The sequence below is a fragment of the Pseudomonas vranovensis DSM 16006 genome (genome assembly GCF_000425805.1).
GTDB lineage: Bacteria > Pseudomonadota > Gammaproteobacteria > Pseudomonadales > Pseudomonadaceae > Aquipseudomonas > Aquipseudomonas vranovensis.
This window is the reverse complement of record NZ_AUED01000001.1, coordinates 368491-394485: the sequence shown is the minus strand read 5'-3', so window position 1 is coordinate 394485 and position 25995 is coordinate 368491. Positions and strand designations below refer to the sequence as shown.

Genomic DNA, 25995 nt, shown 5'->3' with positions numbered 1-25995 from the left:
CCAATCGCCGCCCCGCTCTACATGGCCTGGCTCATCTGGAAGGGGCCGAGGCCATGATCCCGCGAGACGGATTTCTCCGACGCCAACTGGAATCGGGCCTGATCCTGCTGGCCGCCTGGATTCTGGGTGGACGCAACGTCACAAGGTCGCCAGTCGTTTCGCGCAAGGACAACAACGAGATGTTCGAGATGGACTTCGAGCTCCGCGCCATCGCCCGCCGCATCCGCAAGCAGTACAGCGAGTAACCCCTCCCCCTACAACAACTCAAGCCTGCCAGTGGGCGGGCATGGAGAGCTATTGCTATGAACACGGATAGAAGCCAGCGCCGCCTGCTGGCGAAGCAGAACGCCAAGGAGCCTGTTGTCCTACGCCGGGTGCCGCAAGAGGAGTGGCCGGGCTTTCGCCCTCCTGACCTAGTCGAGGTGTGGCGGTCGAGGTCCTTCCTTGTTCAGGTGTTCACTGAGCCCAACGGATTCCAGCGCATGAGTATCTGCCGCGCGGCCCATAACGGCAGCACATGGGTGGATCAGGTGACCTGGGATGAGCTCATGCAGCTAAAGCGCGAATGCGGACGCGGCGGCCTGGACGCGGTTGAGGTTTTCCCGGCAGACCACGACATCGTGAACGTCGCCAATATGCGCCACCTGTTCTTCCCGCCTGAGCCGCTGTCATTCAAATGGTCGGCACCACGCTAACTCCTCCCCACCTCTGCCGCCATGCGCGGCGTGGAGACACCCCATGAACCTGATCGACTGCTACGTCAGCAAGATCCTGGGCGCGCCTTATCGCAAGTTCGGCGCCTGGTGGGTTGACGTTGAATACGAGGCCTATGGCCGGACCAGCAAGACACGGCTGATGTTCCGCACGGAGCAGGCCGCCCTGGCCGCGACCGTGGGCCACCACTTCCTCGCCTGACCCCTTACTACTGTGCCGCCGCCGGCGGCGTGGAGACATTTATGGAACCAGAGATCATCCATATTCCTGAACTGGCCAAGCTCCTGGGCCGAACTGAATCATCGATCCGCAGCGCGCGGCAGGCTGGTGCGAGCTGGTTGCCGCCCTTCTTCAAGCAGGGGAGCCGCATCTGCTGGCGGGTCAGCACGGTTCGCCAGTTTCTGTTGGAGTGCGAACAGGGGCGCCATGTTCCGGCTCGTCCGGGCAGAAAGCGCCAGACACCGCCGACACTCGCCCGGGTCAGTTAACCGAGCTTGTCGGCCAGAGCGTCAGGGCACAGGTGGGTATAGCGCTTGAGCATGCTCATTGTCTTGTGCCCGGTGATGCTGGCCACCTCCATGATCGACAATCCCTTCTCAAATAGCCTGGATGTCCCCTCATGGCGCAGATCATGAAAGTGCAGGTCTTCAACACTCACCGCATTGCAAGCTTTGTGGAAATACTGGCTCACTGAGTGCGGCGCCAGCGAAAAGACTTTGCCATCAATGCGAGCTGGCAGTGACTCGAGTAGGGTCCTGGCCCGCATGGACAGCGGAACCAATCGACGAGTCCCGTTTTTTGTATCCTCCAGCAGCGCGTGCTTTGCCTTGACGTTCTCACGACGCAATGTGAGAAGTTCACCTCTCCGCATCGCTGTCTCTACCGCGATCTCGATGATCGCCGGCATTTCGGCGTGAATCTCCCCTGCCGCTTTGATCACGTCCTTCAATTCTTTGGCCGTCGGCCGCCGATCGCGCTCCTTCGATCCCTTCGGCATCCGCAGCTTGGCCACGGGGTTGCTCAGCCCCTCAATCCCCCAATCCTTGATTGCCACTGTATATAGATGGCTGATCACGGCCAGGTCGAGCTTGACCGTGGCCGTGGACTTGCCAGCCTTCAGCTCTTCATCACGGTAAGCAGCCAAGTCGCTCGAGCGTATGGCGGCGAGACCCTTGCCTGCCAACTTGTGCAGTTTCCACTTATTGATGCGGGTCCCTTCCTGCTTGGCCCCCTTTTTCGCCGAGCTCACCTCGCGTGAGTATCGGTCCAGGGCCTCGGAAAGTGTCGTGCTCTCTGCCTCACGCATGTCGACGAATCGGGCACGCGACATATCGCCCTCGATCTCGGCTGCCCATCGCTGGGCCTCGGCCTTTGTATCGAAGGTGGCGGAAAGTGTCGGATATCCTTTTCGGCGAATCTTGGTCCGCCATGCCCCGTTTGGGCGCTGTTCGAAAGTGGCCATGCACCGGATTTTGCCGGGGACACTTGGGACATGCAAATTTTGTCAGTGTCCCAAATTTGTCCCAAATACTCGGCGGGACAAAATCCGCAGGCATAAAAAAAGCCCCGCAACCTCAATGGCTGCGGGGCTTTCTGTAATGGAGGCCGAGGTCGGAATCGAACCGGCGTAGACGGATTTGCAATCCGGAGCATAACCACTTTGCTACTCGGCCTCAAATGCCAGAGACTCCCAAAAAGCAATCTCAAACATATACAACTCTTTAAGGAAATAACTCACTAAAACTGCTATCTCCTTGAAAACGCTAGCCTTTTCAGCTGCCTCGTTTTCGATGGACGCAATTATGTACTCATTCCTTTGTGCTGACAACCCCTTGAATTCAAAAAGTTTTATTTTTTTCAATCAAGAGCGCTGATGAGCAGTGCGCCGGGGTTTGCACGCAGGATTCGGGGTGACGCCAGCCCGGCAAAGGGTCTTATCATACAGGTTATGCCCCGCTCCGTTCCGGATATCCGCGCCAATGATGCAAACCGAACTGGATCTGTTCAACCCCACGAGCCCGCAGCCACCACAGTGGGTCGCTGCACGTGCAGTGGTACTGCCCGGTTTTGCCTTGCCCGCGGTACCGGTGTTGTTACCAGCATTGCGCACGGTCATCGGCGAGGCGCCCTTTCGCCATATGGTCACCCCAGGCGGATTGAAGATGGCGGTGGGGTTGACCAACTGTGGCCGCTTGGGCTGGGTCAGTGATGCTCAGGGCTACCGCTACAGTCCGGTCGATCCACTGAGTGGTCGCCCCTGGCCAACTTTGCCCGAAGCGCTGCTGAGACTGGCCAGTAGCGCTGCCGATGCCGCCGGGTTTGAAGGGTTTGTACCCGATGCCTGCCTGGTCAATTGCTACCGCCCCGGTCATCGATTGAGCCTGCATCAGGACCGCGACGAGCGCGACTTTACTCAGCCCATCGTGTCGGTATCGCTGGGGTTGCCGGCGGTGTTTCTACTGGGTGGCCACAAACGCGGCGATCCCACCCAGCGTATCGAGCTTCGCCATGGCGATGTGCTGGTCTGGGGCGGCGAGGACCGGCTGCGCTTTCATGGCGTGCAACCGCTCAAGCCTGGGGTGCATCCGCTGCTGGGCAGTCGGCGGATCAACTTGACCTTGCGCTCGGCCGGATAACCCGCCGCCTGCCTTGACCGGCGCCAGGCAGGCGCTCCATGATCGGCCTCCTCCCCGCCTTTCAAGGAACGATTGCATGAAGCTGGAAACCCTGGCCATCCACGCGGGCTTCAGTCCCGACCCCACCACCAAGGCCGTGGCCGTACCGATCTACCAGACCACTTCGTTCGCCTTCGATGACACCCAGCACGGTGCCGACCTGTTTGACCTGAAGGTGGCCGGCAACATCTACAGCCGCATCATGAACCCTACCAATGATGTGCTCGAACAGCGTATGGCCGCCCTTGAAGGCGGGGTCGGTGCCCTGGCGGTAGCGTCGGGCATGGCGGCCATTACCTATGCCATCCAGACCGTGGCCCAGGCCGGTGACAACATTGTTTCGGTGGCCAAGCTCTATGGCGGCACTTATAACCTGCTGGCCCATACCCTGCCACGCTTTGGTATCCAGACCCGCTTCGCCGCCCATGACGACATCGACGCCCTCGAGGCGCTGATCGACAGCAACACCAAGGCGGTGTTCTGCGAGTCGATCGGCAACCCGGCCGGCAACATCGTCGACGTGCAGGCGCTGGCCGATGCCGCCCACCGCCACGGCGTGCCGTTGATTGTCGACAACACCGTGGCCACCCCGATCCTGTGCCGGCCGTTCGAGCACGGCGCCGATATCGTCGTGCATTCGTTGACCAAGTACATCGGCGGGCACGGCACCAGCATTGGTGGCATTGTGATCGACTCGGGCACCTTCCCCTGGGCCGATCACAAGGAGCGCTTCGCCCTGCTCAATACGCCCGATCCGTCCTACCACGGTGTGACCTACACCGAAGCCTTCGGCCCTGCGGCCTTCATCGGTCGTTGTCGGGTGGTGCCTCTGCGCAACACTGGTGCGGCACTGTCACCGTTCAACGCCTTCCTTATTCTGCAAGGCCTGGAGACCCTGGCTTTGCGCATGGAGCGCCACACCGAGAACGCCTTGAAGGTTGCCCATTACCTGCAGGCCCATGACCAGGTGGCCTGGGTCAAATACGCGGGCCTGCCCGACCACCCCGAGCATGACCTGGCCCTGCGTTACACCCAGGGCAAGCCGGCGTCGATCCTGTCGTTCGGGATCAAGGGCGGGCAAGAGGCCGGGGCGCGCTTCATTGATGCGCTGAAGCTGGTGGTGCGGCTGGTAAACATCGGGGACGCCAAGTCCCTGGCCTGCCACCCGGCCTCGACCACTCACCGCCAGCTCAATGATGAAGAACTGGAAAAGGCCGGTGTGCCGCGCGACATGGTGCGTTTGTCGATCGGTATCGAGCATTGCGACGACATCATCGCCGACCTGAGCCAGGCACTGGAAGCCAGCAGGTCGTAACCTGCAGGAGCGGGCTTGCCCCGCGACAGCGATGTAACTGCCCGATCGCTGGCGCGGAACAAGCCCGCCCCACAAAGCTGTATATGCATACAGATAAAACTTGCCACTCCCTTCGTTCCTGCGCATGCTATGCCCTCCCCAGCCACAGAACGACACCCCGCCGGCATGCGCCTGTTTCTCTGCGAAAAACCCTCCCAGGCCAAGGATATCGCCAAGGTCCTCGGCGCCAACCGCCGGGGCGATGGCTGCTGGGTAGGTACCGATGTCACCGTCACCTGGTGCATCGGCCACCTGCTCGAAACCGCTCCGCCCGACAGCTACGATGCCCGCTACAAGCGCTGGGTTCTGGCCGACCTGCCGATCATTCCCAGCCAGTGGAAGATGCTGGTCAAGCCCAAGACTGCCAGCCAGTTCAAGGCAGTCAAGCGCCTGCTCGGTGAAGCCCGGGAGCTGGTAATCGCCACCGATGCCGACCGTGAGGGGGAGATGATCGCCCGGGAGCTGGTGGAACACTGCCGCTATCGCGGACCGATTCGCCGGTTGTGGTTGTCGGCGCTGGATGACGCCTCGATTCGCAAGGCCCTGGCCGCGCTCAAGCCCGGCACCGAGACCTTCAGCCTGTATCACTCGGCCCTGGGTCGCTCGCGTGCCGACTGGTTGATCGGCATGAACATGAGCCGGCTCTTCACCCTGCTCGGACGTCAGTCCGGCTACCAGGGCGTGCTGCCCGTAGGCCGGGTGCAAACGCCGACCCTGCGCCTGGTGGTTGACCGCGACCGCAGCATCGCCGATTTCGTGCCAGTGGCGTTCTGGGCCATTGATGTACAGCTCGACAGCGCGGGCACCCGCTTCACCGCGCAATGGCGGGCCGCCGAAGACGCCTGCGACGATCAGGGCCGCTGTCTCAATCAAGCCCTGGCCCGGCAGGCTGCAGCAGCCATCGGCAATGCGGTCGCTGCCCGGGTGGTAAACGTGGCCACTGAGCGCGTGCGTGAAGCCGCACCGCTGCCCTTCGACCTCGGCACCCTGCAGGAGCTGTGCTCGAAGAAACTCGGCCTCGGCGCCCAGGAAACCCTCGACATCGCCCAGGCGCTGTACGAAACCCACAAGCTCATCACCTACCCGCGCAGCGACTGCGGCTACCTGCCGTTGAGCCAGCACGCCGAGGCACCGACCATTCTTGCCGCCTTGCTGCGCGCCGATCCAAGCCTTGCGCCGTTACAGGGGCACTTGCAAGCCCAGCGCCGCTCACGGGCCTGGAACGACGCCAAGGTCAGCGCCCACCACGGTATCATCCCGACTGCCGCGGCCAGTGATCCGTCACGCTTGCCGGCCAAGTACAAGGCGGTCTATACCCTGATCCGGGCCCGCTACCTGGCGCAGTTCCTGCCCAACCACGAGTACGACCGTACCCAGGCCGACTTCGACTGCGCAGGCTTTGCCTTGCGCGCGGTGGGCAAACAGATCGTCGAGCCTGGCTGGCGCCGCGCCCTGCCCGAAGCCCTGACCCCGGCCAAAGGCCGTGAAGCGCCGGTGGCCCAGGTACTGCCGCCACTGCGCGAAGGCCAGGACTGCGCCGTGGCCGAGGTCAACCTCAAGGATTTATGGACCCAACCGCCCAAACCCTTCACCGAAGGGGACCTGATCAAGGCGATGAAGAACGTTGCCAAACTGGTGGACGACCCGCGCCTTAAACAAAAACTCAAGGACACCACCGGCATCGGCACCGAGGCCACCCGTGCCGGCATCATCCAAGGCTTGCTGGATCGCGGCTACCTGGTCAAGAACGGCAAGGCCTTGAGCGCCACCCCGGCAGCCTTCGGCTTGATCGACAGCGTGCCCCGGGCCATAGCCGACCCTGGCACTACCGCGATCTGGGAGCAGGCCCTGGACATGGTCCAGAGTGGCGAGATGAGCCTGGAAGAGTTCGTCGCCAAGCAGTCGGCGTGGATGACCAAGCAGGTGGAGCGCTGTGCCGGATTGAGCCTGACCATCAGCGGCCCTGCACCGGCGCGTGCGCCGTGGAAGAAGAAGCGCAAGAGCAGCACGCGCAAAGCCAAACCCAAACCGTAGAAGCAGGCTTGCCCCGCGATGCGATGCGACGCTCAGATCGCTATCGCGGGGCAAGTCGAGACGTCGCACCGCCGCTCCTGCAGGGTTATCTATGACCTCGGTTTCATGGCCTGCAGGGTATAGCTCAATGGCAGCCGCCAGCGGTCCTGGCTCAATACCCACTCACCGTTGTCCTGCAGGCTCATCTGCCCCGGCAAGGCTTCCCACGGGATGCTGTCATGCTCTACCAGCGCAGTGATCAGCAGGCCATGGCCCAGCAAGGCGCTGACGACCTCGCCCAGGCCATGGTTCCACTCGTGGGTGACGGTCTGTGTCAGCGGCGTGTCGGTCTGGACATAGGTCTGGTCACTGTCCCAGACCGTCGGCGCCTCACGCTCGAAATACGGAAACTCGATCACCAGTTTGTCGCGATGATCCTCGTTCACCGCCAGCAGCATCGGATGCCCTTCACGCAGGAACAAGCGCCCACCAGGCTTGAGCAACGCCGCCACGGTACGCGCCCAGCGCTCGATGCTGGGCAGCCAGATCAACGCGCCGATGCCGGTGTACACCAGGTCGAAGCTGCCCGCTTCCAACACCTGGTCAGCGGCGTACACATCCGACTCGACATAGTCGATCAACGTGTCGCAACGCTTGGCCAGGGCACGGGCTTGAAGCAGCGATTGCGCTGAAAAATCCAGCCCCGTCACCCGGGCTCCGAGTCGTGCGAGCGACAAGGTGTCAGTACCGATATGGCATTGCAGATGCACCGTGCGTGCGCCGTGGATATCGCCCAGACGTGGAACATCGAAGCGCACGACCTCGCTCAAATGCGCGGGGTCGGCAACAAACGCATCGACTTCATAGTCGCTGGACGCCGCATGCAGCGGCGCCCTCTCGTCCCAGCTCTGGCGGTTCAGTTCCATCGAGTCGCTCATGACAGTCCTTTCAGGGTAATCGGCGAAGAGCTGGAACTATAGTCGGCTCAAAGCGCCAGGCTCAAACTGACCATCAAGTTGCGCGGCTCGCCCGGCAGGTTCCACACCGCGTTGTAGCCGCGCTCGTAGTACTTGCGGTCGAACAGGTTGTTCAGGTTGAGCCCGACAGTGGCGTCTTCACTCACCTTATAGTGGGCCAGCAAATCCACCGTGCTGTAGCTCGGCAGCCGGAAGCTGCTGCCCGCCTGCCCCGAGCGCTCACCGACATAGTTGGCCGCCGCGCCTACATCCGACCCCTGCAGAAATCCGCTCTGGAATTCATACACGGCCATCAGGCTTGCGCTGTGTTGCGGTATACCCAGCAGGTCGCTGCCCTTGGGCAGGTTGGCATCGCCCTTGGTCACTTCGGCATCGATATAGGCATAGGCGCCAATTACCCGCAGCGCTTCGCTGAGCTGGCCGCTGAACTGCAGGTCGACGCCCTGGCTGCGCGCCTTTCCGGCTGCGATGCTGTCACCAAAGGCATCGGTGGTGATGACGTTTTCCTTGTCGATGTGAAACAGCGCCAGGGTCGCGCCCAGGCGGCTGTCGAACAGGTCGAGCTTCAAGCCCGTCTCGTAACCCAGGCCCTTCTCCGGCTTGTACACCTGGCCCCGGGTACCGATGCTGTTGGGCTTGAACGAGGTGGACGCATTGGCGAACACACCGACTTCAGGAGTCAGCTGGTACAGCAGCCCCACACGCGGGGTGGCCACGTCTTTCTTCTGCGTGTTGCTGACTTGGCTGGTGCGGTTCTGCGCCGTCTGTTCGATGTGCTCCAGTCGCACGCCGACCAGGCCGCGCAGGCGCTCGGTGAAGGTGATCTGGTCCTGCAGGTTGAGCGCATAGCTTTCGGTGCGTTCGAAGAAGTCGTTGGGGTTGACCAGCGCAGGCTTGGGTTTGCCATACACCGGGTTGTAGATGTCCAGGCCATAGGCGGGTGTCGTCACGCTCTGCGGGTACTTCTGGCTGTTGCGGTAGTTCTCGTATTCGAGGCCGATCAGGCTCTGGTGTTGCCAACTGCCAACGTCGAACTCGCCGTGCAGCTCGGCCTGGGTGATGGTGTCGTTCCACTCGAAACTGCGCTCGCGATAAAAACGGCTGAGCGTATTGCCCACCAGGCGTTGCGGCTCGGAACTGTTGCCCTTGAGTCGGCCCTGGGTGTAATGGTTGGCCAGGCGCAGCTTCCAGTTTTCGGAAAGGTAGTGTTCCAGGGTCAGGTCGAGCGTCTGGTTGTCGTTGCGGATACGCCCGTCATTGGGCTCGCCGAAAAAACGCGAGCGGCTGACCGGTCCCAGCTCGTTGTTCACCGCCGGTATACCGCGGTCGAACACTGACTCGGTGCGCGAGAACTCGCTGTCGAGCGACACCAGAGTGTCCGGGCTCAACTGCCAGCTCAGCGAGGGGCTGACGATGCGCCGCTCGCTGCCGACGTAATCGCGAAAGCTGCCATTGTCCTCCACCGCCATGTTCACCCGTGAAAGCACACGGCCGTCTTCGCTCAGGGGCGTGTTCACGTCCAGGCTGCTGCGGTAACGGTCCCAACTGCCGGCGCTCGCTTTGAAGTGAGTGAAGGCCTCGGCTTGAGGCCGCTTGGTGACGATGTTCACCAGCCCGCCCGGATCCCCTCGCCCATACAAGCTGGCTGCCGGTCCCTTGAGCACTTCGATGCGCTCGATGTTCGAGGTGTCCGGAGCGCTGTAACTGCCACGGTTGACGGCAAAGCCGTTCTTGTACAACTCGCCGGTAGTAAAGCCACGCACGCTGTAGTTGAGGAAAGTCAGGCCACCGAAATTGTTCTGCCGACTCACGCCGCCGGCAAAATCCAGGGCGCGGTCGATACGCGTGGTGTTGAGGTCATCGAGCACCTGGCTCGGCACCACGGCAATGCTCTGGGGCGTGTCGCGAATGTCGGTATCCGTCCGGGTTGCTGTGCTTGAACGGGTCGCGCGATAGCCCTGCACGGGGCCATTGGCGGTTTCTTCGAGTGGGCGATCGGTGACGCTCAAGGCATCGAGCAAGACCGGGGCGGCGGCCGCTGCTGGCAAGGCAAGCAATGAAACAGACAAACCGAGGGACAACCTTGCGAAGGGGGCGTACATGGGAGGCTCCTTAAAATTATGTAATAACATAACAATAAGGAGCGAAACATAAAAGATTACCGGCCAAAAACCACCAGCTCTCCAGCTGTCGCCAGCACCAGGCTCAGGCCGCTATAGGAAAACCCGAACGCGCGCACTTCAAGCTCCACCCCCAACTTGTGAAACACCGCTGGCCGATGATACCGCGCGCCGTGCAGCCACGACCCTGGCTCGACCAGCAGCAAGTGCTGCTCGGGCCAGGCCAGGGTGATGTCTTCGATCATCCAGCCGTCGGCAGTGGCCACCGGCAGGCGGCCACCATGTATTCCGGCCATAGGGATCACCCGGTCCCGCAACGGCCCCAGGCCCCGGGTTTCCAGAAAGCGGTCGCTGCCCAAGTTGTCGGTGCGGTCGCGCGCGACCTTTTCGCCGGTGTGGCAGTCAATCACGCTGCGCCCGGAACTTGAGGCGACCAGCAACAGCTCGCTGTCGCGGTCAAAGCCGACTTCCATCAGGCCCACGATGCTAAGGCGCGCCTTCAACTGCCAGGGCGCGGGAGGTGGCGTGACCTGCAGTTGCACGATCTCGCGGCGCAGCGGGTCAAGGTGGGATGTGGGCATGTCGCGGCTCCATGTGTGGCGCGAGCGTCAGGTGTGTACCTTCGATTAGGCCCTATCCCGGACGCGAAAGCGATACGCCACACGCACATCGAGACGCGGTGCAAAGTGCCAATCTCTGGCATCATCCAGCGGTGCCGTCACCCCTGCCCTGCGGAGCTCAAATTGCCCACCCCTCGTCACTTCAGCCAGAAAACCAGTACAACAAACATGCTGAATCTCAAACACCCCCAGAGCCCGTCCGCGCCGGCCTACCGCGTGGGCTTCTTGCTGCTGGAGAACTTTTCCATGGCCAGCTTCACCGTGGCCATGGATGTGCTGGTCACCGCCAACCTGCTGCAAGCCGAGTTGTTCGCCATCACCCCGCTGTCGCTGGGCAGCGAACGCGTGACCAGCGACCTGGGCCTGGATATCTATGCGACCCGTATCGAGCGCAACGCGCTGGAGTCACTGGACCTGCTGGTAGTCTGCGGCGGCCTGCGCACGCCGCTCAAATACCCCGAACTCGACCGCTTGCTGGTCGATGCCGACGCCCATGGCCTGGCCCTGGGCGGGTTGTGGAACGGCGCCTATTTTCTCGGCCGCGCCGGGGTTCTGGACAACTACAGCTGCACCATCCACCCCGAACAACGGGCGAGCCTCGCCGAGCGCAGTGCGCAGAGCACCATCACCCCGGCAAGCTTTGTGCTGGACCGCAACCGCTTGACCGCCGCCAGCCCCAACGGCGCGCTGGAAATGATGCTGGCGTTGCTCAAGGTGCTACAAGGCGAGGCACTGGCGGGTGGCGTCGAGGAGATCCTGGCGTTTTCCGGTGCGCGTTTCCGGCGAGTGGACAGCAGCTCGAAAAAGTCCATGAGTGCGCCACTGCGCACCATTGTCGAGCTGATGGAAAACAACCTGGAAGAAACCTTGAGCCTGGACCAACTGGCGGAATACAGCGGGCGCTCGCGCCGCCAGATCGACCGCCTGTTCCAGGCCCAGCTGGGTACCTCGCCCAGCCGCTACTACATGGAACTGCGCATCACCAAGAGCCGGCGCCTGTTGCAGTATTCGGACCTGCCACTGATGGATGTCGCCATCGCCTGCGGCTTTGTCTCGGTGTCGCACTTCAGCAAGTGCTACAGCGCCTACTTCGGCTATCCGCCTTCACGGGAGCAGCGGCTGGGCGAATAAGCGCGACGACGGATGCCCAGGCTCATCATCCCTTCCAGCACCAGCACCAGCACCGCCAGCCAGATGGCAATGTACGTCGGCCATTGCGCTGGTGCGATAGTCTCCCCCAGCAGCACCGAGGCCAGTACCAGCAACACCGGCTCAACGTAGATCAACAGGCCGAACAGGGTCAGGTTCAGGCGCGGCCCCGACAGCGCCTGCAAGGCCAGGGCCGAGGCGCTGATCGCCCCCAGGCCCATTACCAGCCAGGGCAAGCTCGAACCACTGCCGGCCACACCCAGCACCACCCCGCCCTTGAATACCAGCAACAGGCTGACCGGCAGGCTCAGGCTCATGTCGAACCACAGCCCACCCATGGTATTGCTGTCGCTGACCCGACGCAGCCAGAAGTACAGCGGATAGCCCAATCCCACCGCCAGCACCGGCCAGGTAATGGCCTTGGCAATGGCAATCTGGTTGATGACGCCCAGCGCCGCCAACGCACATGCCAGTAGTTGCAGCCGGCTGATGCTGTCCTTGAAGGCCAGGCGACCGACAATGACCATGGTCAACGGCATCAGAAAGTAACCCAGCGACACATCCAGGCCATAGCCATTGATCGGTGCCCACATGAACAACCACAACTGCACACCGAGCAGCGCCGCCGACAGCAGGCGCACTGCCCAGAACAGGCGTTCTTCAAACACCCGCGCAAACAGGCGGCGTACTTCGTGCCAATGGCCGCTGGCGATCACCATCAGGGTCAGGCAAGGCACCGTCAGCAGGATGCGCCAGCCGTAGATTTCCTCACCACCGAGGTCTTGCAGCAAGTGGGTATAGGCATACATCACCGCGAAGAGCACCGAGGCGAGAATATTGAGCACAACGCCAAGGGTGGCATTGGGGGTGCGAGTGTCCATGGTGCAAGCCTTCTGGTCAGGGGCAGAGGGTGATAATTTATTGCGTTGCGCCTGATAAGTGCCCTCGTTTTCCACCCAGCAAATGAGAAAATCTTGCACATGAATACTGCGCTCGACGACTTCGACCTAGCACTGCTCGACGCCTTGCAACAGGACAACAGCCTGCCCTTGCGCGAACTGGCCGAGCGGATACACCTGTCCACGGCGTCGGTGCAACGACGCATGCAGCGGCTAAAAAAGGCCGGGTACATCCAGGCCAACACGGCAGTGATCGACCCGGAAAAAGTCGGCCAGGTGATCACCTTGATGGTCGAGGTACACGCCGACCGCACCCAGTCGGCGGACCTTCAGGTGATGAAACAGGCGTTTTCGGGGCCTGAAATCCAGCAGTGCTACTACGTCACCGGTGACGCCGACTTCATGCTGGTGCTGACGGTGGCGAGCATGGGCGAGTTCCAGGCCCTCACCCAGCGCCTTTTCCACGATAACCCCAATGTGAAATGGTTCAGGACCATCGTGGTGCTGGAGCGGGTCAAGTCGACCTTGCACGTGCCCCTGGTCTCCCACGCTTAAGGACCCTGGCGAATGGAAATTGCGCAGTCGCACATCCTGTACGAGACCGAACACTGGATCCTCAACCATCACCTGGCCTCTGCCCTGCCGGGTTACCTGATGCTGGGCACCCGCGCGCAGATCAACTCGCTGGCCGACCTGCCGCCTGAGGCACTGGTGCAGATGGGTAGTTTGATGGCCGACGTGCAACGGATCATGGAAACCGAACTCAAGCCCAGATGGCTGTACATCAGCCGCTACGGACACATGCCGGGGCTGGCGCTGCACTTTCATTTCATCCCGGTGTATGACTGGGTGGAGCGGGCATTCTGGCGGGATGAGCGTTATCGGGCGCTGCAAGGCTTCGGCTCGCGGGAAGCGGCGCAAAACCTCACTGATGGCGCGGAGCTGACGTTGTTCATCTGGCGGGAGTTCGGCGAAAGCCCCACCCCGCCGGCCATCGAAGGACCCGCGGTGGATGAGGTGATCGAACACTTGCGCCAAGCCTGCAGGAGCGGGCTTGCCCCGCGTTAGCCCTTGCCTGGAATACGGCCGCTACGCGAGTCACCAGCCTCGTTCCCCAGCAGCGGCGACAGGCCAGGCCTGTGCAGCCGCTGGCGATGGCACAAGTCAGTTCAATCCTGCTCCAGCGCCTCACGCAGCTCTTCGGCCGTGGCGTACTCACGCTGCGCCACCACTTGCCCCTTGTCCAGCTGCAACCACAGCACCTTGTCTTCGGCGCCTGCATAGCGCGTCGCAACGCTGCCCTCACGATCGAGCAGCACGCGGTAGCTGTAGTCGCGCATGGCCGGGATGGCGAACAGCTTGGAGATCAATGCCGGCATGCGCTGGATGTCAGCAACGAACACCGCATTGCGTTCCTCAAGATACCCTTTGGGACGATCAGCCAAAGCAGCCTTGACCAGCTTGGCACCCTCCATGTTGCTCGCCACCAGCAAGGTACGGGTCTGGTCATTGAGGCTGTATTCCTGGTCATGCTGATCCAGCAAGGTCCAGGGCGCCAAACGCTCGCCAACCTCGACGGCCTGGGCAAACAACGGCATCAGGCTCAGCAGTAAAACGATCGGGTATTTCACAAGTAACCTCATCGCAGAAAAAACCAGTGCCGATCCTACCTTGAATACCAACATGAGGCGTCACTACATCCACCCCAGCCATTTCCACCAGGTCGCCGCGAACACCAGCATCAGCAGATACCCGATCAAGGTGATCAGTATCCCGACACGGGCGAATTGCTTGGCACTGAAGGTCTCGGTGCCCAGGCACACCATGTTCTGAGGGGCGTTGATCGGCAAAATGAAGCCGTAGCTGACGACGAAACCCAGGGCCATGGTCATGCCCAGGCGGCTGAAATCACCCGGCAATGTCTGCAACACCGAGATAAGAATTGGCAGCAGCGCCGAGGTCAGCGCCGTGGCACTGGCAAAACCAAGGTGAATCAGAATCAGGAACGCCGCCAGGATCGCGAACACGCCCAGGGTGCCCAACTGATCCAGCCCGGTATGGGCCACCACCTGCGCGCCGAGCCATTGCCCGGCCTGGGTGGTCAGCAAGGTGGTTCCCAGGCTGATACCGACACCGAAGACAATCACCGTGCCCCACGGAATGCGCGCCTGCACATCTTTCCAGGTCATCACCCCAAGGCGCGGCAACAGCAGAATCACCAGGCCCGCATAGGTGGTCGAAGTGGTATCGAAGTGATGCAACTTGCCTTCAGTGGCCCAGGCCAGCAGCAACAGGACCGACACCGCCAACAGGCGCTTCTGCGCTCCGCTCATGGGACCAAGCTCGGCCAGGGTCTTGCTCACCGCTGCCTTGCCGCCGGGAATGCTGTCACTCTCGGGTGGCATCATCTTCAGCACGACGAAGATCAGCACCGCCGACATGATCACCGCCCACGGGGCACCGGCAACCAGCCAGTCGATCCACGACACCCGGGCGCCGAGCATCTTGTCCATGAAGCCCACCGTCAGCAGGTTCTGCGCCGCCGCCGTCTGGATGCCGATGTTCCAGATACTGGTGCCCTGGGCCACGATGATCATGATTCCGGCGGCGATGTTGGAGCGCTTGTCGACACCGAAGGCGGCAATCACCCCCATCATGATCGGTACTACACAGGCACTGCGCGCCGTGGCGCTGGGCACCACCAGGCTGAGCAGGATGGTCACCGCCACTGCGCCAAGCAGAATGCGCCGGGTACTGACACCCACGCTTGAGAGCGTCACCAGGGCAATGCGCCGGTCAAGGCCGGTATGGGTCATGGCCGCAGCAATGAACAGGGCGCCGACCACCAGGGCCAGGGCGCTGTTGGAGAACCCGGTCAGGGCCAGGCTGATGGCTGCGGACGAACCATAGGTTACCGAAGGGTCGGCCACGGTCGGTGCAGTACCGAGCAAAAAAGCCATGAGCGAGGTGATCATGATCGCGCTGGCCTCGTACGAGACCGCCTCGCTGATCCACACCACCACGGCAAACGCCAGAATCGCCAGTACCCGGTGCCCGGCCACCGGCAAGTCGGCCGGCAGCGGCAACAAGAGCACACCGATCAAGGCGGCAACCCCCACCAGCAGGCCGATCGGAACCTTCATTCGGGTGCTTTGCGCATCCGCTGCGCTGGCCGACGAACGCATGTGAATCTCCGTGCAATGTATGAGCGGCCATGATCGGATACATCCCCCACCGGCGAACTGATTCGCATCAATTACCAAGGAATCGAGCATTGTCCGACAAGAATGTAGTGCCACAAAAAAATCACTACAAAACATATTGACGCCGTTCATCGGCCCTTGCATGATGAGGTCGTCTCCCCGATCGGGGACACTGGCAAGGGTGTTCCAGGCAGCTCGAAGGATCCATGAGCTGTATGCGGATGGGTACTGCCCAAAAGGCAGCGTGTAAAAGCCCCCAGTTGCGACGCTGCTGTAGCAGCTTTCTTTCAACGCTACATGTGATGTGCGCCGAGTTTGAACTCAACTACGAATGGTCTAGGGGGCTTTATGATGAATCTGAACAATCAACCGACTGTTGACGAATTGGCCCGGCTGTTCGCCGCGCGCAAAGACACGCTCGACAGCCACATCCTCTGGGTCTGTGAACGCGGCGAAGTGCGTCTCGACAGCCTGGGGCCACTGACCGATGAAGCACAGTTCGAGCAACGTACGCCGAACATGCGCGCCCGGTTGAAGATGTACCGTCGTGGCCAGGGCTATGTCGGCAAGAAAGCCGCCGCCGACACCCAGTACGTAGGCCGCGTTCTGCAGACCCTGCAACACGAGTGGGCCGAGCTGCAGGACAAACCGGGGGTCGCGGTCATCGACCGCCTCTGCTAAGTCACCCAACGGCAACACGCAAAGCCCGATCCGCAAGGATCGGGTTTTTTTCATTGCCGCGCGCACTGGCTACAATGACCGCCTTTTCTTCAAGAGCATGCTTATGAACAGCCCCCTATTCGGCACCGGCGATGCCTCCTACCAGGCTGCTGGCGGTATCGACGGCCTACGCCGCCTGGTCGACGATTTCTACCGCCTGATGGACCAGACCCCAAGTGCCCGCCCAGTGCGCCAGATGCACCCGGACAGCCTCGAGGCCTCGCGGGACAAGCTGGCCTGTTTTCTCAGCGGCTGGCTCGGCGGTCCGGCGCTGTTCAGCGAACGCTATGGCTCGATCGCCATCCCCGCTTTTCATGCTCAATGGCCGATCGATCAGTCCCACAGCGATATCTGGTTGAGCTGCATGGAGCAGGCAATTGCGCTACAGGGTTACTCACCCGAGTTCGCCGAATACCTGCTGCGCCAGTTGCGCGTGCCGGCCCAGCGTATTGTCCAGGCCAGCCGCAACCGCCACGCTCAGGCCTGACGCCGCAGCGGCGCCTGCTCCAGCGGCAGCCAGCCGGTGGCCAGCGCGCGAGCACGCTCTACACCCCAGGCCATGGCCCGGGTCATGGTCTCGCCAGGGCGGTTGTCGTAGTACTCCTCCACCATTGCTTTGCCCTGGCGCGCATAAATGCCCAGGAACAGTTGCGTGGCGCCGGTGCGTGACAGCCTGACCTGGACGTCAATGCTGGTACCGTCACTGAGCGCTTCTTCATGGCTGCGGCTGTGCAATTGCGCATCCGCCCATTTCCAGAAAGTTTCTTCCCTGATACGCATCGACTGGCTCCTGTGTAGTTGACGGCGGGGCAAGTAAGTCATACCTGAGCGCGACAGGCGAGCGCCTATTTCGCATCCGTTGAGCAAGGTCAAATAATGCAGAAAAAACCCCGCCTATGGAGGCGGGGTGATGTGAACCTGTTCACTTTTTTGCCGGAACCCTGGGCATGAACCTGCCCTGCTTGGCGCGTTGCACATGGCTGGGCTTGACCTGGTCCGAGTCATCCAGGGTCATGTGGGCAAAGCCCAGGCGGTAAGCCGCCTGACCGCAACGCACCTGGCTGTTGATGGGAAATTCGTCGCCGTTGTCCTCGAAATAGAATTCGCTCATGCCCTGCCTCCCTCTGACAGCGGGGCGGTACCGGCAAGCAGATGTTTGCCCAGGAAAATACCGACCCAAGAGCCTCTGAGACTAGCCGGTCATTTAGAGACTTCCTGGCCGAAAACCAAAAAGCCCGACCAATGGCCGGGCCAGATTGTCGCACCCAAGGCTCAGCGGAGCTTGACGGCAGTACCGGTAACGAACACCACGACCATCCCGCCACGGGACGACGGCATGCTGATTTCATAGTCCAGCCCCACCACCGCATCGGCCTGCAGGCTGCGGGCACGGGCCTTTATCTCGTTGGTGGCCTGGATGCGTGCCTCTTTCAAGGCGCTTTCCAGGGTTTGCGAACGGCCACCAAAAAAGTCGCGAAAACTGGTGAACACATCCCGTACCACGTTGATGCCCTGTACCGACTCGGCGCTGACCACATCCAGGTAGGCGACGATCTGACGGCCTTCGACGGTGCCTGTGGTGGTGACAATCATGCTGCTCTCCTTCGGTCTTGCAGGGTGTACGCCGCGCGCAGGTGGCGGCAAAAGAAGGCGATGGTAACAAAATCCCGCCGCCGCCCCGCCGCCATTTATACAAGCACCAACTTGTTTAACCCGACAGGCACACCTAGACTCCCCCACTCACATCCGCGAAGGAGTCGCGCATGCACCCTGCCCCTCAGTCTGCCTCCTGGGCGCAGCTACTCAAGGGCCGCAATGCCCTGCGCTCGATCGCCCTGGCCGGTGGCGTGGGGTTGCACGCCATCAACGTCTACATCGTCACCACTATTTTGCCGACGGTGATCGCCGACATCGGCGGGCTGGCCTTCTATGCCTGGAGCACCACGCTGTTTGTGGTCACCTCGATCATCGGCTCGACCCTCTCGGCACGATTGCTCGAACGCCTCGGCGCGCGACGCGCCTTCCTGCTGGCATTGGCCGTGTTTGCCGCAGGCTCGGCCCTGTGCGCCGCCGCCCCGAACATGACGGTGCTGCTGGCCGGTCGCAGTGTGCAGGGGTTTGGTGGTGGCATCCTGTTTGCCCTGAGCTATGCCTTGATCCGTCTGGTGTTCGATGAGGCGTTGTGGCCGCGCGCCATGGCCATGGTCTCAGGCATGTGGGGCGTCGCCACCCTGTGCGGGCCCGCCATCGGTGGCGTATTCGCGGAACTCGGCCATTGGCGCTGGGCGTTCTGGTCGTTATTGCCGGTGGTAGCCCTGCTGGCCCTGATCGTGATCCGGCAACTGGGCAGCATCGTCGCCCCTGCGCCAACGCGCTCGCGCCCGCCCTATGGCCTGATCGCCTGCCTGGTCGTCTCGGTGCTGGTGGTCTCGACCGCCAGCCTGTCCAGCCAGTTGCTGTGGAACCTGTTGGGCATCGTCGCAGGTCTTGCCATCGCCGTGCTTATAGCCCGCCTCGACCGTCACCCTGAACGGCGTCTGCTGCCCACCGGCTCATACTCTCTGGGCACCCGTCTGGGCGTGCTGTACGCCATGATGTGCCTGCTGATCACAGCCATGACCAGCGAAATTTTCGTGCCGTACTTCCTCCAGCAGATCCACGGCCTTGGCCCGCTGGCCGCCGGCTACATGACTGCCGCCATGGCGGCAGGCTGGACCTTGGGCGCCCTGTTCGGTGCCGGCCGCTCGGGCGAGGCGGCCGAACGCCTGATGCGGTTCGGGCCTGCGGTGATCGTGGTGGCCTTGCTGGCCTTGGCATTGATGACACCCCAGGCGCATTGGCTGCACAGCGCAGCCGGTGTAGCGAGTTACTGCCTGGCCCTGGCCGGCGTCGGCCTGGGCATTGGCCTGGGCTGGCCGCACCTGCTGACCCGCGTGCTGAGTGCAGCCCGCCCGGGCGAGGAAAATCTGGCATCGGCCTCGATCACCACCGTGCAACTGTATGCCACCGCCCTGGCTGCTGCCCTGGCCGGGCTGGTGAGTAATGGCGCAGGCCTGGTTGACCCAGGCGGTGTAGCCGGCGCCCAGAATGCCGCCGCCTGGCTGTTCGGGCTGTTTGCCCTGGCCCCGGTACTGACGTTGCTGCTGGTCTGGCGCATCACCGGCACACCGGCCAAGGTCCCGGCCTGATGCATTGCGTATCCATCCTTGTGCAGGACGCCCACCGTGCATGACACCGCCGCTTCCCCGCTCCCGACGGCCACCGCCGAGCGCATTCTGTTTCTGCTCAAGACCCGGGGCCCGCTGAAAACCACCGACCTTGCCAGCCTGCTGCACATCAGCTTCGAGGCCACACGCCAACAGCTTCAAAAACTGCAGGGCGCTGACCTGATCGCTGGTATCAGCGCACCGGCCAGCGGTGCCGGGCGACCGTCACAAAAGTGGGTACTCACCGAGACTGCGCAACGACGCTTCCCCGACACCCACAGTGTGCTCACCTTGCAACTGATCGAATCGGTCGAGCAGGTGTTTGGTGCCGAAGGCGTCGATCAACTGATCAGCCGCATGGAGGCCACAAACCTCAAGGAGTATCAGCATGCCTGCAGCCAGGCCCGGAACCTGGAGGATAAGGTCCGCACCCTGGTGCAATTGCGCGAGCAGGCCGGCTATATGGCGCAGATGCAAACCTGCGACGATGGTTGGCTGATCATCGAGCACCATTGCCCGATCTGCGTTGCGGCCAGCCGCTGCCAGGGGTTCTGCCGCTCAGAGCTGCAGACATTCCAGGCGGTGATCGGCAATCAGGCGCAAGTGGAGCGCTGCGAACACCTGCTCTCGGGCGACCGGCGTTGCGTCTACCGTATCACCCCTGAACCCACCCTTAAGTCCACTGCTGGGTGAACGGGCCTCCTGGCTCAGGCCTCGCCCTGGCCGGACAGCCTGCGGGCGGCCATCAGCCTGGGACCGAACACATTGATCAGCAGCCCGGCCATCACCAGCAATGCGCCCCACCCCTGCAGCGGGCTCAGACGCTCATCGAGCAGCAACGCCGAAGAACTCAGGCCCACTACCGGGACCAGCAGCGAAAACGGCGCCACCTTGCCGGCCGGGTAGCGCGACAACAGGTAGCTCCACAAGCTGTAGCCCAGCATGGTGGCGACAAACGCCAGGTAGGCCAGTGACAGGATCGAGCTCCAGCCAATACCGCGCAGGGCGCTCTCGATCAGCACCGGCCCTTCCAGCCACCACGACAGTGCCAGGAATGGCAACGGCGGAATCAACCCGCCCCAGATCACCAGCGCCACCAGGTCGATGTTGCCGAACCGCCGGGTGATGATGTTGCCCATGGCCCACATGGCAGCGGCGCACAAGGTCAGGATCAAGGCGAAAAACGGCACGCGGGCGCCGTTCTCGCTGCCGATCAGGGCCAGCCCTGCAGCGGCGACCAACAGCCCCAGCACACTGGCTGCGCGCAGCCGTTCACCCAGGAACATCGCGGCAAAGAACAGGGTGAAAAACGCCTGCGACTGCAGGACCAGCGAGGCCAGCCCCGGCGGCATACCGTTGCCCATGGCCTCGAACAGAAAGGCGAACTGCCCCAGGGAAATGGTGGCACCGTAGGCGATCAACCAGCGCCACGGCAACTGCGGGCGCTTGATCAGCAACACCGCCGGGAACGCTACCAGGGCAAAGCGCAAGGCCCCCAGCAACATGGGCGGCAGGCCATCCAGGCCCACCTTGATCACCACGAAGTTGACGCCCCAGGCGATGATCACCACCAGCGCCAACAGCAAGTCCTTTAATGGCATAGTCCCCACCCGCTCTTTGTAATATTTGGCAACATCATAACCCCTAATCGGGGGAGGATCGCACACCCTCGGGGACTGCCTCCTAGCGCTTCGTCGAGGGAATGCGATTATCGGGCCGCGCGCGCTCCAGCTTGATGGCGATGAACTTGGACGTCGGCGTGTAGGTTCGGTCACCGTAGCTTTCCAGCGGCACCAGCGGGTTGGTTTCTGGGTAGTAGGCCGCCGCCTGCCCCTCGGGAATGTCGTAGGCCACCAGGGTAAAGCCGCTGACCCGACGCTCGCGGCCATCCGCCCAAAGCGAGACCAGGTCTACCTTCTGGTTCGGCGTGAAGCCCAGGCGGCGGATGTCCTGCTCATTGGCGAACACCACTTCACGCAGGCCGAACACTCCGCGATAGCGATCATCCAGACCGTACAAAGTGGTGTTGTACTGATCGTGGGAGCGCAGGGTCTGGAGGATCAGGTCGGGCTTGTCGCCGCGTGCCAGCACCGCATCATTGACCAATTGCGCAGGCAACGCGCTTGGGCTGAATTGCGCCTTGCCCGATTCCGTCTGCCACTGCCGCTCCGCCGCAGCGTTACTCAGGTGAAAGCCACCCGGGTGCTGCAAGCGCGCATTGAAATCTTCGAAGCCCGGCAGGGTGTCGGCGATCAGGTCGCGGATACGACTGTAGTCGGCCACGGTCCAGTCCCAGTCGATCGGCCGGTCACCCAGGGTGGCCTTGGCCATGCCGGCTACGATCCACGGCTCGGAACGCAGCAACGGCGAGTGCGGCTTCAACTGGCCATAGGACACATGCACCATGCTGAAAGTGTCCTCCACGGTGACACCCTGTGGACCTTCGGCCTGCACATCGATTTCGGTACGGCCCAGGCAAGGCAGGATCAACGCATCACGCCCAGTGACCAGGTGCGAACGATTAAGCTTGGTGGCGATGTGTACCGTCAGCTCGCAGTTGCGCAACGCCGCGTGGGTACGCGGGGTGTCGGGGGTGGCCTGGGCAAAGTTGCCGCCCAGGGCAATGAATACCTTGGAGCGTTTTTCCTCCATGGCCTGGATCGCCAGCACGGCGTTGTGCCCGTGCTCGCGCGGCACCTTGAATTCGAATCGCTGCTCCAGCGCGTCAAGCAACCAGGTGGGCGGCTTCTCGTCGATGCCCATGGTGCGGTCGCCCTGGACGTTGCTGTGACCGCGCACCGGCGAAAGACCTGCGCCCGGCTTGCCGACATTGCCGCGCAACAATTGCAGGTTGATGATTTCCTGCACGGTCGGCACCGAATGGCGGTGCTGCGTCACCCCCATCGCCCAGCACATGATCACCCGCTCGGCACGCCGGTACATGTGTGCCGCCAGCTCGAGTTCGGCCAGGCTCAGACCCGACTGCTCGACAATGTGCGACCAGGTGGTGGCATCGAGTTCCGCCAGGTAGGCGTCCAGGCCCGAGGTGTGCTCGGCAATGAAGGCGTGATCGAACACCGCCGGTTCGCCATTGGCCTGGGCTTCGCGCTCCCACTTGAGCAGGAACTTGGCGATACCGCGCATCACCGCCATGTCACCGCCCAGGGCTGGGCGAAAGTAAGCCGTGTTGGTTGGCCGTGAGCCGTTGCTGAGCATTTCCAATGGATGCTGCGGGTGCTGGAAACGTTCCAGGCCTCGCTCTTTCAGGGGGTTGAAGCACACCACCTGGGCGCCGCGTTTGACCGCCTCTCGCAAGGGCTCCAGCATCCGCGGGTGGTTGGTGCCCGGATTCTGGCCGATGACAAAGATCGCATCGGCTTGTTCCAGGTCGTGATACACCACGGTGCCTTTGCCAACCCCGAGGGCCTCGCCCATCCCTACCCCACTGGCCTCATGGCACATGTTCGAGCAGTCGGGGAAATTGTTGGTGCCGAAGGCCCGCACGAACAGCTGGTACAAAAACGCCGCTTCGTTACTGGCCCTGCCCGAGGTGTAGAACTCGGCCTGGTCGGGTGAGTCCAGCGCATCAAGGTGGCGGGCGATCAGCGCGAACGCCTCCTCCCACGAAGTCTCCACATAGTGGTCAGTGGCCGCATCGAAGCGCATCGGATGCGTGAGTCGTCCCTGGTATTCGAGCCAATAGTCGGTCTGGTCGGCCAGGGCGCTGACGCTGTAGCGGGCGAAAAAGCCCGGGGCGACAGAGCGCCCGGTAGACTCCCAGTTAACCGCCTTGGCGCCGTTCTCGCAGAACTTGACCATATCGCTTTCAGGCGATTCGCCCCAGGCGCAACCGGGGCAGTCGAAACCGCCGTTCTGGTTGGTCTTGAGCATGGCCCGCAGATTCTTGAACGCGTTGTCACTGCCCAGCCAGCTCTTGGTCACGCTTTTGAGCGCGCCCCAGCCGGCGGCCGGGCCATTATAGTTTTTGATGTGTTCGTCTTGACTCATCAGGATATTCCTCGATGTGCACGCAGCGGTTTGAACAATCTCAAGACAAAGCGCCGCCGTCCGGCATCATTAACGGGTGTTATTCAACTAACAGTCAGTTGCACACCGGCCACGCTTCAAGTTGTTCTACCGCTCCAGCCTATTGACCCTCTTCTGGCACGTCCAATCGAAAGTAATGACAGGATGATCAAGGATCTCTATCAAGCCACAACTAGCAAAATACGGGCCCTCCAGCCGTGATAGAGGGTACTTATCGGTTGGTCATTAAAAGCAATTTGACGCACCTTCCCGTGCTACCTATGCTCGACACAAGTTGGGAGAGTTATTTAATTAACGTTCAAAGAATGCGTTCACCACCACGACCCAATTGGCAATTAAAAAGAGGTAATGGCAACCGTGAATGCAACGGACAAGACACTGGTCGACGGCTTCAATCGAAAGATTGATTACCTGCGCATGTCGGTCACCGACCGTTGCGACTTTCGATGTGTCTATTGCATGGCCGAAGACATGCAGTTCCTGCCGCGCCAGCAAATCCTCAGCCTTGAAGAGCTGTACCAGGTGGCTGAACGCTTCGTTGCCCTGGGCACCCGCAAGATCCGCCTTACCGGCGGTGAACCACTGGTGCGCAGCGGCATCGTCGGGCTGTGTGCCCGCATCGCCGCCCTGCCGGGCCTGCGCGAGCTGTGCATGACCAGCAACGGCTCGCAACTGGGACGCCTGGCCGGGCCGCTGTTCGATGCCGGCCTTTCACGCCTGAACATCAGCCTGGACAGCCTCGACGCCCAACGCTTCAAGGCCCTGACCCGCACGGGCGACCTGGAACAAGTGATCGCCGGCATCGACGCCGCGCGCGCCGCCGGCTTTCGTCGCACCAAGCTCAACTGCGTGGTGCTCAAGGGCCGCAACGATGGCGAAGTCAATGATCTGGTGCGCTTTGCCATCGACCGCGAGCTGGATATTTCCTTCATTGAAGAAATGCCCCTGGGCGTCATCAGCGAACACCAGCGCAGCGAGTCCTACTGCTCAAGTGATGAGGTGCGCCAGCGTATCGGCGAGCAGTTCACCCTGATCGAATCGGCTGAATCCACCCAAGGCCCTTCGCGCTACTGGCGCCTGGCCGAGGCGCCGCAGATCCGCATCGGATTCATATCGCCCCACAGCCACAACTTCTGCGCCACCTGCAACCGGGTGCGGCTGACCGTCGAAGGGCGCTTGCTGCTGTGCCTGGGCAATGAGCACGCCAGCGACCTCAAGCACGTACTGCGTGCTCACCCTGGCGACAGCACCCGCCTGGACCAGGCCATTTGCAACGCCATGGCCCTCAAGCCCTATCGCCATCACTTCGACGTCAATGGCGATGTACAGATCCTGCGCTTCATGAACATGACCGGCGGCTGAGTGCTGCCGCCGCCGATAGGACCTCCATGATCGTTCACCCCAAGCCCAACCTGCTCAACGTCCTGATCAGCCTCAAAGGCTCCATCGCCAAACGCATCGCCCGGCGCACCTTTATGGTCACAGCGCTCGCCTCATTGATTGTGCTGATCGAAAACCTGCACCCCGCGTTGTTTTCCAAGGTCAATGCCACACCCTTCACCCTGCTCGGCCTTTCGCTGTCGATCTTCATGAGCTTTCGCAACAACGCCTGCTACGACCGCTGGTGGGAGGGTCGTAAAGCCTGGGGGCTGGTGATCATTGAAGTGCGCTCGTTCATCCGCGAGAGCTGCGTGATTGCCGACGCCACGTTGCGCGAGCGACTGCTGCTGGGCCTGTGCGGCTACGCCCATGCGCTCAATGCGCGGTTGCGTGGTGAAGACGAACTCAAAGCGGCGCGCAACTGGGTGCCGGACGTACACACCCTGGCCGAACACAACATCAGCGACGCCATCCTGCAAGACACCGGCAGCACCTGCTCGCGCCTGGCAGAAGAAAACACCATCAGCGAATGGCGCTACATGACCCTGGAGCAGCGCCTGCGCGGGTTGTCCGAAGCCCAGGCCGTGTGCGAGCGGATCAAGAGCACACCACTGCCCTTCCCTTACACCCTGCTGCTGCACCGCACCATCTACATGTTCTGTGTACTGTTGCCGTTTGCCATGGCCCAACCGCTGGGTTGGCTGGCACCGATTTTCACCGCGATCGTCAGCTACACCTTCTTTGGCCTGGACGCCATCAGCGACGAACTTGAAGACCCGTTCGGCCGTGAAGAAAACGACCTGCCCACCGATGCCATGGTACGCACCATCGAGCGCGAAATACTGACCGCGATCGGCCGTACGGACCTGCCCGCACCGTTGCAGCCGGTGGATTTTGTGCTCACCTGATCAATGCCTG

The 25995-nt window shown here is 62.0% G+C and carries 28 protein-coding genes and 1 tRNA gene; 16 read left to right on the top strand and 13 right to left on the bottom strand.

Translation table 11 applies throughout. The annotated features are described in order from the left end of the window. The first annotated feature begins 53 nt into the window (after positions 1-53). The 4 genes from H621_RS0102070 to H621_RS0102055 are packed head-to-tail and all read left to right on the top strand — an operon-like array spanning position 54 to position 1202. Complete coding sequence (locus H621_RS0102070; RefSeq protein ID WP_028941772.1) at positions 54-245, top strand: hypothetical protein; 192 nt, start codon at positions 54-56, stop codon at positions 243-245. 57 nt (positions 246-302) lie between these two features. Next, positions 303-695: a DUF7694 domain-containing protein gene (locus tag H621_RS0102065; RefSeq protein WP_028941771.1), complete on the top strand. Its 393-nt coding sequence runs from the start codon at positions 303-305 to the stop codon at positions 693-695. 43 nt (positions 696-738) lie between these two features. Next, entirely contained in the window at positions 739-915 is a 177-nt protein-coding gene (locus H621_RS28670; protein ID WP_167332083.1) for a hypothetical protein, read from the top strand. Between the two features lie 41 nt (positions 916-956). Then, the gene (locus tag H621_RS0102055) at positions 957-1202 is read left to right on the top strand and encodes a helix-turn-helix transcriptional regulator (RefSeq protein WP_028941770.1); all 246 of its coding nucleotides are present in this window, start codon (positions 957-959) and stop codon (positions 1200-1202) included. Here H621_RS0102055 and H621_RS0102050 read toward each other — a convergent pair. Both H621_RS0102050 and H621_RS0102045 read right to left on the bottom strand, forming a co-directional pair. Continuing rightward, positions 1199-2176 carry a tyrosine-type recombinase/integrase gene (locus H621_RS0102050; protein ID WP_028941769.1) on the bottom strand — a complete coding sequence of 326 codons (978 nt, stop codon included), beginning with the start codon at positions 2174-2176 and terminating at the stop codon, positions 1199-1201. The two genes, H621_RS0102055 and H621_RS0102050, sit on opposite strands and share 4 nt — an antisense overlap. 137 nt (positions 2177-2313) lie before the next feature. Continuing rightward, positions 2314-2387: transfer RNA gene (locus H621_RS0102045), tRNA-Cys, on the bottom strand. A 306-nt stretch (positions 2388-2693) separates the two neighbouring features. On the opposite strand from H621_RS0102045, the gene alkB reads away from it, so the two are divergent. The 3 genes from alkB to H621_RS0102025 all read left to right on the top strand — a co-directional run bounded on the left by alkB (position 2694) and on the right by H621_RS0102025 (position 6777). Continuing rightward, a complete protein-coding gene (gene alkB / locus H621_RS0102035; protein ID WP_028941767.1) occupies positions 2694-3350 on the top strand; it encodes a DNA oxidative demethylase AlkB in 657 nt (218 codons plus the stop codon). A gap of 76 nt (positions 3351-3426) precedes the next feature. After that, positions 3427-4704 carry a bifunctional O-acetylhomoserine aminocarboxypropyltransferase/cysteine synthase gene (locus H621_RS0102030; RefSeq protein ID WP_028941766.1) on the top strand — a complete coding sequence of 426 codons (1278 nt, stop codon included), beginning with the start codon at positions 3427-3429 and terminating at the stop codon, positions 4702-4704. 165 nt (positions 4705-4869) lie between these two features. After that, positions 4870-6777 (top strand): DNA topoisomerase III, encoded by a 1908-nt coding sequence (locus H621_RS0102025; RefSeq protein ID WP_028941765.1) that lies wholly within the window; start codon positions 4870-4872, stop codon positions 6775-6777. A gap of 89 nt (positions 6778-6866) precedes the next feature. On the opposite strand, the gene H621_RS0102020 is transcribed toward H621_RS0102025, so the two are convergent. The 3 genes from H621_RS0102020 to H621_RS0102010 are packed head-to-tail and all read right to left on the bottom strand — an operon-like array spanning position 6867 to position 10434. Then, entirely contained in the window at positions 6867-7694 is an 828-nt protein-coding gene (locus H621_RS0102020) for a class I SAM-dependent methyltransferase (protein ID WP_028941764.1), read from the bottom strand. Positions 7695-7741: 47 nt separating this feature from the next. After that, entirely contained in the window at positions 7742-9835 is a 2094-nt protein-coding gene (locus H621_RS0102015; RefSeq protein WP_028941763.1) for a TonB-dependent siderophore receptor, read from the bottom strand. A gap of 56 nt (positions 9836-9891) precedes the next feature. Further along, entirely contained in the window at positions 9892-10434 is a 543-nt protein-coding gene (locus H621_RS0102010) for a hypothetical protein (protein WP_028941762.1), read from the bottom strand. Between the two features lie 162 nt (positions 10435-10596). Here H621_RS0102010 and H621_RS0102005 point away from each other — a divergent pair, with 162 nt between their 5' ends. Further along, complete coding sequence (locus H621_RS0102005) at positions 10597-11604, top strand: GlxA family transcriptional regulator (protein ID WP_028941761.1); 1008 nt, start codon at positions 10597-10599, stop codon at positions 11602-11604. Here the strand turns inward: H621_RS0102005 and rarD are convergent. After that, complete coding sequence (rarD, locus tag H621_RS0102000; RefSeq protein ID WP_028941760.1) at positions 11568-12503, bottom strand: EamA family transporter RarD; 936 nt, start codon at positions 12501-12503, stop codon at positions 11568-11570. The genes H621_RS0102005 and rarD overlap by 37 nt on opposite strands. A gap of 99 nt (positions 12504-12602) precedes the next feature. On the opposite strand from rarD, the gene H621_RS0101995 reads away from it, so the two are divergent. Together H621_RS0101995 and H621_RS0101990 are read left to right on the top strand one after the other, a co-directional pair. Then, positions 12603-13076 (top strand): Lrp/AsnC family transcriptional regulator, encoded by a 474-nt coding sequence (locus H621_RS0101995; RefSeq protein WP_036989307.1) that lies wholly within the window; start codon positions 12603-12605, stop codon positions 13074-13076. A gap of 12 nt (positions 13077-13088) precedes the next feature. Next, on the top strand, positions 13089-13589 hold the full coding sequence (locus H621_RS0101990) for an HIT family protein (protein ID WP_028941758.1): 501 nt from the start codon (positions 13089-13091) through the stop codon (positions 13587-13589). A gap of 101 nt (positions 13590-13690) precedes the next feature. Here H621_RS0101990 and H621_RS0101985 read toward each other — a convergent pair whose 3' ends face one another. Both H621_RS0101985 and H621_RS0101980 read right to left on the bottom strand, forming a co-directional pair. Beyond that, the gene (locus H621_RS0101985) at positions 13691-14152 is read right to left on the bottom strand and encodes a hypothetical protein (RefSeq protein ID WP_028941757.1); all 462 of its coding nucleotides are present in this window, start codon (positions 14150-14152) and stop codon (positions 13691-13693) included. 63 nt (positions 14153-14215) lie between these two features. After that, the gene (locus H621_RS0101980) at positions 14216-15706 is read right to left on the bottom strand and encodes a DASS family sodium-coupled anion symporter (RefSeq protein ID WP_028941756.1); all 1491 of its coding nucleotides are present in this window, start codon (positions 15704-15706) and stop codon (positions 14216-14218) included. A 366-nt stretch (positions 15707-16072) separates the two neighbouring features. Here H621_RS0101980 and H621_RS0101975 point away from each other — a divergent pair, with 366 nt between their 5' ends. After that, a complete protein-coding gene (locus tag H621_RS0101975; RefSeq protein WP_028941755.1) occupies positions 16073-16405 on the top strand; it encodes a hypothetical protein in 333 nt (110 codons plus the stop codon). A 103-nt stretch (positions 16406-16508) separates the two neighbouring features. Continuing rightward, the gene (locus H621_RS0101970) at positions 16509-16931 is read left to right on the top strand and encodes a group II truncated hemoglobin (RefSeq protein ID WP_028941754.1); all 423 of its coding nucleotides are present in this window, start codon (positions 16509-16511) and stop codon (positions 16929-16931) included. On the opposite strand, the gene H621_RS0101965 is transcribed toward H621_RS0101970, so the two are convergent. The 3 genes from H621_RS0101965 to H621_RS0101955 all read right to left on the bottom strand — a co-directional run bounded on the left by H621_RS0101965 (position 16922) and on the right by H621_RS0101955 (position 18037). Further along, positions 16922-17224 (bottom strand): hypothetical protein, encoded by a 303-nt coding sequence (locus H621_RS0101965; RefSeq protein WP_028941753.1) that lies wholly within the window; start codon positions 17222-17224, stop codon positions 16922-16924. The two genes, H621_RS0101970 and H621_RS0101965, sit on opposite strands and share 10 nt — an antisense overlap. Before the next feature lie 142 nt (positions 17225-17366). Continuing rightward, positions 17367-17555: a hypothetical protein gene (locus tag H621_RS0101960; protein WP_028941752.1), complete on the bottom strand. Its 189-nt coding sequence runs from the start codon at positions 17553-17555 to the stop codon at positions 17367-17369. Between the two features lie 161 nt (positions 17556-17716). Continuing rightward, positions 17717-18037 carry a YbjQ family protein gene (locus H621_RS0101955; RefSeq protein ID WP_028941751.1) on the bottom strand — a complete coding sequence of 107 codons (321 nt, stop codon included), beginning with the start codon at positions 18035-18037 and terminating at the stop codon, positions 17717-17719. A 170-nt stretch (positions 18038-18207) separates the two neighbouring features. On the opposite strand from H621_RS0101955, the gene H621_RS0101950 reads away from it, so the two are divergent. Beyond that, entirely contained in the window at positions 18208-19632 is a 1425-nt protein-coding gene (locus H621_RS0101950) for an MFS transporter (protein WP_028941750.1), read from the top strand. 36 nt (positions 19633-19668) lie between these two features. Then, entirely contained in the window at positions 19669-20343 is a 675-nt protein-coding gene (locus H621_RS0101945) for a helix-turn-helix transcriptional regulator (RefSeq protein WP_028941749.1), read from the top strand. A 14-nt stretch (positions 20344-20357) separates the two neighbouring features. Here the strand turns inward: H621_RS0101945 and H621_RS0101940 are convergent, their stop codons facing one another. Both H621_RS0101940 and H621_RS0101935 read right to left on the bottom strand, forming a co-directional pair. After that, positions 20358-21251 (bottom strand): EamA family transporter, encoded by an 894-nt coding sequence (locus H621_RS0101940; RefSeq protein ID WP_028941748.1) that lies wholly within the window; start codon positions 21249-21251, stop codon positions 20358-20360. Positions 21252-21333: 82 nt separating this feature from the next. Further along, on the bottom strand, positions 21334-23658 hold the full coding sequence (locus tag H621_RS0101935) for an FdhF/YdeP family oxidoreductase (RefSeq protein ID WP_028941747.1): 2325 nt from the start codon (positions 23656-23658) through the stop codon (positions 21334-21336). 387 nt (positions 23659-24045) lie between these two features. Between H621_RS0101935 and moaA the strand changes: the two genes are divergently transcribed. Together moaA and H621_RS0101925 are read left to right on the top strand one after the other, a co-directional pair. Further along, positions 24046-25059, top strand: coding sequence for a GTP 3',8-cyclase MoaA (moaA, locus tag H621_RS0101930; protein ID WP_036989300.1), 1014 nt, complete (start codon positions 24046-24048; stop codon positions 25057-25059). A gap of 26 nt (positions 25060-25085) precedes the next feature. Beyond that, the gene (locus H621_RS0101925) at positions 25086-25985 is read left to right on the top strand and encodes a bestrophin family protein (protein WP_028941745.1); all 900 of its coding nucleotides are present in this window, start codon (positions 25086-25088) and stop codon (positions 25983-25985) included. Positions 25986-25995 lie beyond the last annotated feature (10 nt).